Annotated in this window: 6 protein-coding genes; 4 read left to right on the top strand and 2 right to left on the bottom strand. The window is 44.1% G+C overall.

Features of this window, described 5'->3' with window-relative positions; all coding sequences use genetic code 11:
• The first annotated feature begins 121 nt into the window (after window positions 1-121).
• The gene (locus ACTIE6_RS17285) at window positions 122-433 is read left to right on the top strand and encodes a transposase (protein ID WP_026632161.1); all 312 of its coding nucleotides are present in this window, start codon (window positions 122-124) and stop codon (window positions 431-433) included.
• A gap of 5 nt (window positions 434-438) precedes the next feature.
• A complete protein-coding gene (locus ACTIE6_RS17280; RefSeq protein ID WP_138284220.1) occupies window positions 439-1,323 on the top strand; it encodes an IS3 family transposase in 885 nt (294 codons plus the stop codon).
• A gap of 7 nt (window positions 1,324-1,330) precedes the next feature.
• Here the strand turns inward: ACTIE6_RS17280 and ACTIE6_RS17275 are convergent, their stop codons facing one another.
• Window positions 1,331-1,474 carry a YtxH domain-containing protein gene (locus ACTIE6_RS17275; RefSeq protein ID WP_138284223.1) on the bottom strand — a complete coding sequence of 48 codons (144 nt, stop codon included), beginning with the start codon at window positions 1,472-1,474 and terminating at the stop codon, window positions 1,331-1,333.
• Window positions 1,475-1,585: 111 nt separating this feature from the next.
• Between ACTIE6_RS17275 and ACTIE6_RS17270 the strand changes: the two genes are divergently transcribed.
• Window positions 1,586-2,938 carry a cation:proton antiporter gene (locus ACTIE6_RS17270; RefSeq protein WP_171036652.1) on the top strand — a complete coding sequence of 451 codons (1,353 nt, stop codon included), beginning with the start codon at window positions 1,586-1,588 and terminating at the stop codon, window positions 2,936-2,938.
• Between the two features lie 87 nt (window positions 2,939-3,025).
• On the opposite strand, the gene ACTIE6_RS17265 is transcribed toward ACTIE6_RS17270, so the two are convergent.
• A complete protein-coding gene (locus tag ACTIE6_RS17265; RefSeq protein ID WP_138284232.1) occupies window positions 3,026-4,504 on the bottom strand; it encodes a porin family protein in 1,479 nt (492 codons plus the stop codon).
• A gap of 191 nt (window positions 4,505-4,695) precedes the next feature.
• On the opposite strand from ACTIE6_RS17265, the gene ACTIE6_RS17260 reads away from it, so the two are divergent.
• Window positions 4,696-5,054 (top strand): YsnF/AvaK domain-containing protein (locus ACTIE6_RS17260; protein WP_439557829.1); only part of this gene is annotated, 359 nt, incomplete at its 3' end.

The raw sequence follows: 5,054 nt of genomic DNA, 5'->3' as shown, positions 1-5,054 counted from the left end.
CTTCAAAGATCTTTTTGACGGAGATGAAGATGAAACCCGGCGTTACTCAGAAGCGTGTCTTAGCCCCCTAAATGGTTGGACAAAATTGTAAAAACAGTTTAGTCCATTTAATTTAGGAATCATGAGTAAACAACGGCGAACATTCAGTGCCGAAGACCGGTACTCGATCGTACAGGAATCTCTTCGGAGCGGGCCTTCCGAGGTTAGTAGAAAGTATAGCCTGTCACCATCTCTTTTAAGGAGGTGGAAGGAAAAGTATTTGGCAAGCGGGAAGGATGGCCTTCGGGATTCATATCCACGGGTTGATCCGCAACTACGCATCTTAGAAGAGGAAAACGAACGCTTGAAGCGCATAGTAGCCAAGCAAGCTCTCGAGCTGGAGGTGAAAAGTGAACTGCTAAAAAAAACTCCTATCGGACCCAGGAAAAGATAGCCGTTATGACTCAATACCAGCAATCTACGACACGAAAAGAACTGTGTAAGTGGTTAGAGTTACCCCGTAGTGTATCTTATTATAGAGCTCGAAATGGCAAGCCAGGAGCGAAAGCCAGCCAGGTAACGATGAAGCTGGATGGTGCTTTGGTGCCTAACGAAGATGTCGTAATTCACATTAAAAAGCTTATTGATACTGAATTTAACGCGTTTGGGTATGAGTATGCCACGCATGAATTGAAAAAAGAATATCTGATCAATAAGAAGAAAGTGTACCGACTTATGCTTGCCAATGGCCTTTTATTGAACAAAATGATTCGACCTAGTGGAAAGCGTGAATTTGTTCAATTTCGTCGTATTGAAGCTAGTAAGCCTCTAGAATACCTGTGCTGGGATATAAAATATGTTTGGGTTCATGGTGAACGCCGCAATTATTATTTGCTGTGTATTTTGGACGTTTACACTCGTAAAATTATTGATTGGATGTTTCAGAGCAGCATTCGGCAGCTCGATTTAATAAACTTGCTTCGCCGGGTTAACCATTTTTATCAGTTGCAAGGAGTAATATTACGAAATGATAATGGGAGCCAATTCATTGCCCACAAGGTTCGGAATTTTTTGAAAAATTCGGATGTAAAGCAACAATTCACGCATGTTGCAACGCCGGAGGAGAACTCTTACATCGAAGCCTTTCACAGTATTTTAGAACGTGAAGTGATTGAGCGTAACCAATTTGCGAGCTATTACGAGGCCAAAGATACAATTCAGCGTTTCATCAAACATTACAATGAAAGTCGCCTCCATCGTTCAATCGGTTTCGTGACACCCCAGCAAAAATGGGATCAAGCCATGGTTTGTGACACAACCATTCCAGAAGAAGTGTCCAACTAATAAGGGGTCAAGACACTTTACCTGATTTAGGTGCAAACAAGATTGCAGCGAATGCCCCGACTGCTGCGCCGATCAGGATACCTATAACTAGACCTGTGCTGCTTTCATGATGATCACTATCATAGTCAACATTTTCATAATTGGTTTTCATATCGTCTGTTGGTTAATTTAGATCATGATAGACTAATAGCGTGCCAAAGATTTTATTGATGTCCAAAGTCAGATAGGTGATGCCTGGATGTTTTTCAAATGTGACTTTGATTTGCCAGAAAGCAGTTATTTCTATGTGGGATTGATGGTGGTAGTACAAATGGCTATTATGTCCCGCAAAAAAGGGGATCACAGGATCAGGAACAGTTTTACTACACAAGCTTTTATGGACATTTATATTTTGATTATTACAATCATCGGAATTGCGATTTTGGGCATGGCATGGATGCCATCCTTCACTGCCAGGACAGGCATTTCAGATTCGGTAGTTTATGTGCTGCTAGGCGTACTGGTTTACAGCCTAATAAAACAGCTCCCCCGGCCAGATCCGGTTCTCTATCAGGATTACACCATCCATATGACAGAGCTTGTGGTCGTGGTTTCGCTGATGGGTACTGGCCTTAAAATTGACCGCCCATTTTCATTTAAAAACTGGGCAATTCCCTTTCGCCTTATCAGCGTAACAATGCTCCTATGTATTGTAGCAGTAGGTTTTTTGGCGTGGAGATTTTTGGGATTCAGTTTGCCATCAGCACTGTTACTGGGTGCAGTGCTTGCCCCCACAGACCCTGTCCTTGCCGCAGATGTACAGGTCGGGCCACCGAAGGAAGGGGCTGCTGACGATGTGCGTTTTTCACTGACTGCGGAGGCAGGGATGAATGATGGGATGGCGTTCCCTTTTACTTGGCTAGCGATAGTGCTTGCAGCATCTTCCGCTGGAAACATTACCACCGGGCTCACAATGTGGGTACTTGTCGATTTAATCTACAAAATTGCCAGCGGGGTCATTTTCGGTTTTCTTCTTGGCCGTTTGCTGGCTTACCTGGTGCTGAATGTGTCCGAGAAGAGCCGCAGGATCAATCTTGATGACGGTTTTATAGCCGTTGCAGCTGCACTTTCCATATTTGGAATTGTAGAGCTGCTGCATGGATATGGCTTTGTTGCTGTATTTGTAGCAGCTGTTACATTCCGTAACTATGAGATCAACCACGATTTTCATAAGGACATGCATAGCTTTTCGGATCAGACAGAGCGTATTTTGGTAGCCGTGGTACTATTGGTTTTTGGAGGAAGCCTGGTGCATGGCATATTGGACGAAGTAAGCTGGCAGATGGCTTTGTTTGCTGTCGGTTTTCTGTTTTTGATCAGGCCACTATCGGGCCTGATTGCCCTAAGTGGGACAGCACTGCATTTTAATGAAAAGCTTGGGATAAGCTTTTATGGCATTCGAGGGATAGGCTCGTTCTATTATTTGGCATTTGCTTTAAAGGAGGCAAATTTTACCCATGCAAAAGAGCTGTGGTCTGTAACTGCCTTGATTGCGCTCCTTTCTGTAATAGTGCATGGACTTACGGCAACGGGTGTCATGAAGCGGCTGGAAAAATATTTTCAAAATCCTAAATGAATAAAAAGAGGGGTCGTTTCAACTTGAAACGACCCCTGCCACATTTTCGGATGTATTTCTTGTGAACCTTGACTACGCCCGTATATCTTACAGCTTCAAGCCTATCGTTGCGCGAAGCACGTTATTTTTTATGCTATTATCTTTAAAAAGCGGGCTCATGCCCCATTCATATGAGAAATCAAGTGTAATGAGCCCGAACTCCAATCCTAAACCTGCATTCAGGCCATAGGAATACTCCTCGATATTATCTTTTGAAAACTGTTCAAGCTCATTTTTATCCACGGCCAAAACATACGTCCCGGTAGCACCTGCTTTAACATTCATCTTGAAAAAGCCTTTATTGGCTTTGGTCAGGTAAAGGCCCAACAACACAGGGACTTTCAATGAATGTATCCTTGGACCTGACAAAAGGGGTGCATTGGATATGCTGTCCTCACTGGTTATACGCATTGAGGAGCTGAAATAGTGCGCGCCGGGCTGAATGAAAAATCTTTTGGCATGAATCCGGAAATCGAGCCCCGCATTCCAGCCCGTACGGCCATCTGCCTTGCCTTCACCAAGATCTGCTTTAAAGTTAGAGGCATGTACACCCACCATAGGAATAACCCAAAGTCCTGAATTACGAGCCGGTTTTTCACCAAAACGCTGACGAAAGCTCATTTTTTCACCTGAGCGTGATTCATTTCTTTCCATCGTTTGCTGTTCTTCATCCAAATTGTTGTTGGATAAGCCGCTTTGCTTTTCATCCATACGGTTATTTGACTGCATCTGGTTTTGTCTTTTCCATGCCTTGAAATCCTCGTATTCCTTTTTGTCAGCCAGCTCCGATTTTTCATTTTCAGGCTTTGCTGCCGGAGGGGCGGTTACCCCATTATAGCCGGGGCTTATGATGTTGTTAATGATAATAGTGGGCTGACCTGGCTGCTGCGGATAGCTCCTATAAGTTGATTCGACTACTTTTTGGGCCACAGCGGAAGCAGATTGGTCGCTCGCCTGTGCTGCGGCGGATGGTATTGGGGGCGCAGTGACACGAACTGGCGATGAAGAGCTGTTGATTTGCTCGGTGGATGCTGATGGCTGCGATTGGGCGGACGCCTGCCGGTAGGCGGCTTGTGAACCCGCCATGCCTAAGTCGCCGGATTTGGTCTCTTCTTCGGCGATTTTTGATTTTAACGACTCAATGTCTTTTTTCAATTCTTCTGCCTGGTCAGCAGCCTTACGGGCGGATTTAGCTCCCCTTTCGGCGGTACGGGCAGATTTTGATGCCTGGTTGGAAAGTTTCTTATTCTGCGGGTCGTCTTTAAGCCTTCCGGCCAATGCCTGGTTTTCATCTGCTAACTTTTGTGCTTCTACTGCTTTTTTTTCTGCTGCGCCTGTTTTTTCAATCAGTTCGTTTTCAAGTTTGGCAAGCTCGATTTTTTGCTCGTTTAACTTTGCACTTGATTCAATTGATTGCTTTTGATTCTTGAGCGCATCTAAGGAATCCTTTGAAACCTGTTGGGCAGCTAAGGGCAATGCCAAGATAGCAAGAGCAACTGCCTGTATAAAGATGGATTGAATTTTCATTTCCTGGTTTTTTTATTGTTATGATGCATCAGTAGTCCTGTCAAACAATCATGCCGCCCAGATTTAACACTGATCTGTTGTTTAACACGTAAATAATCGAGAGTGCTTCCGGTACAATATTTTAACAGATCACATTTGATTTCCAACAGATGCCCTAGAGAGAAAGGCACGGGCCGATAGATGACATAGATATGAGCACAGAAAATAACAGTGAAAAGCCTGATTTGCCTAACGCTCAACCCTTTTTACCACACCAGCCCCTGTCTATCCCATTGATCAGGGAGGTACTGATTGTCGATAAAAAGACCATACAAACGGGAAAGGTGCTGGTTTCTAAAAAAAATTATGAAGATCCGGTAAGCGAACAGATTGAACTTAGCTGCCAAAAAGTAATTATAGAACGCAGGCAGATTAACGAATATGTCGAGTCAGCACCCCCAGTCCGATATGAGAATGGCGTTACGATTATTGCTGTAATCAAAGAGGTACTCGTTACAGAAAAGAGACTGATGCTGGTTGAAGAGATACATATTTGCCCGCAAACCACAAC

The sequence above is a fragment of the Dyadobacter sp. genome, from assembly GCF_051859145.1.
GTDB lineage: Bacteria > Bacteroidota > Bacteroidia > Cytophagales > Spirosomataceae > Dyadobacter.
The sequence above is the reverse complement of the archived record's forward strand: the minus strand, read 5'-3'. Positions and strand labels throughout refer to the sequence as shown.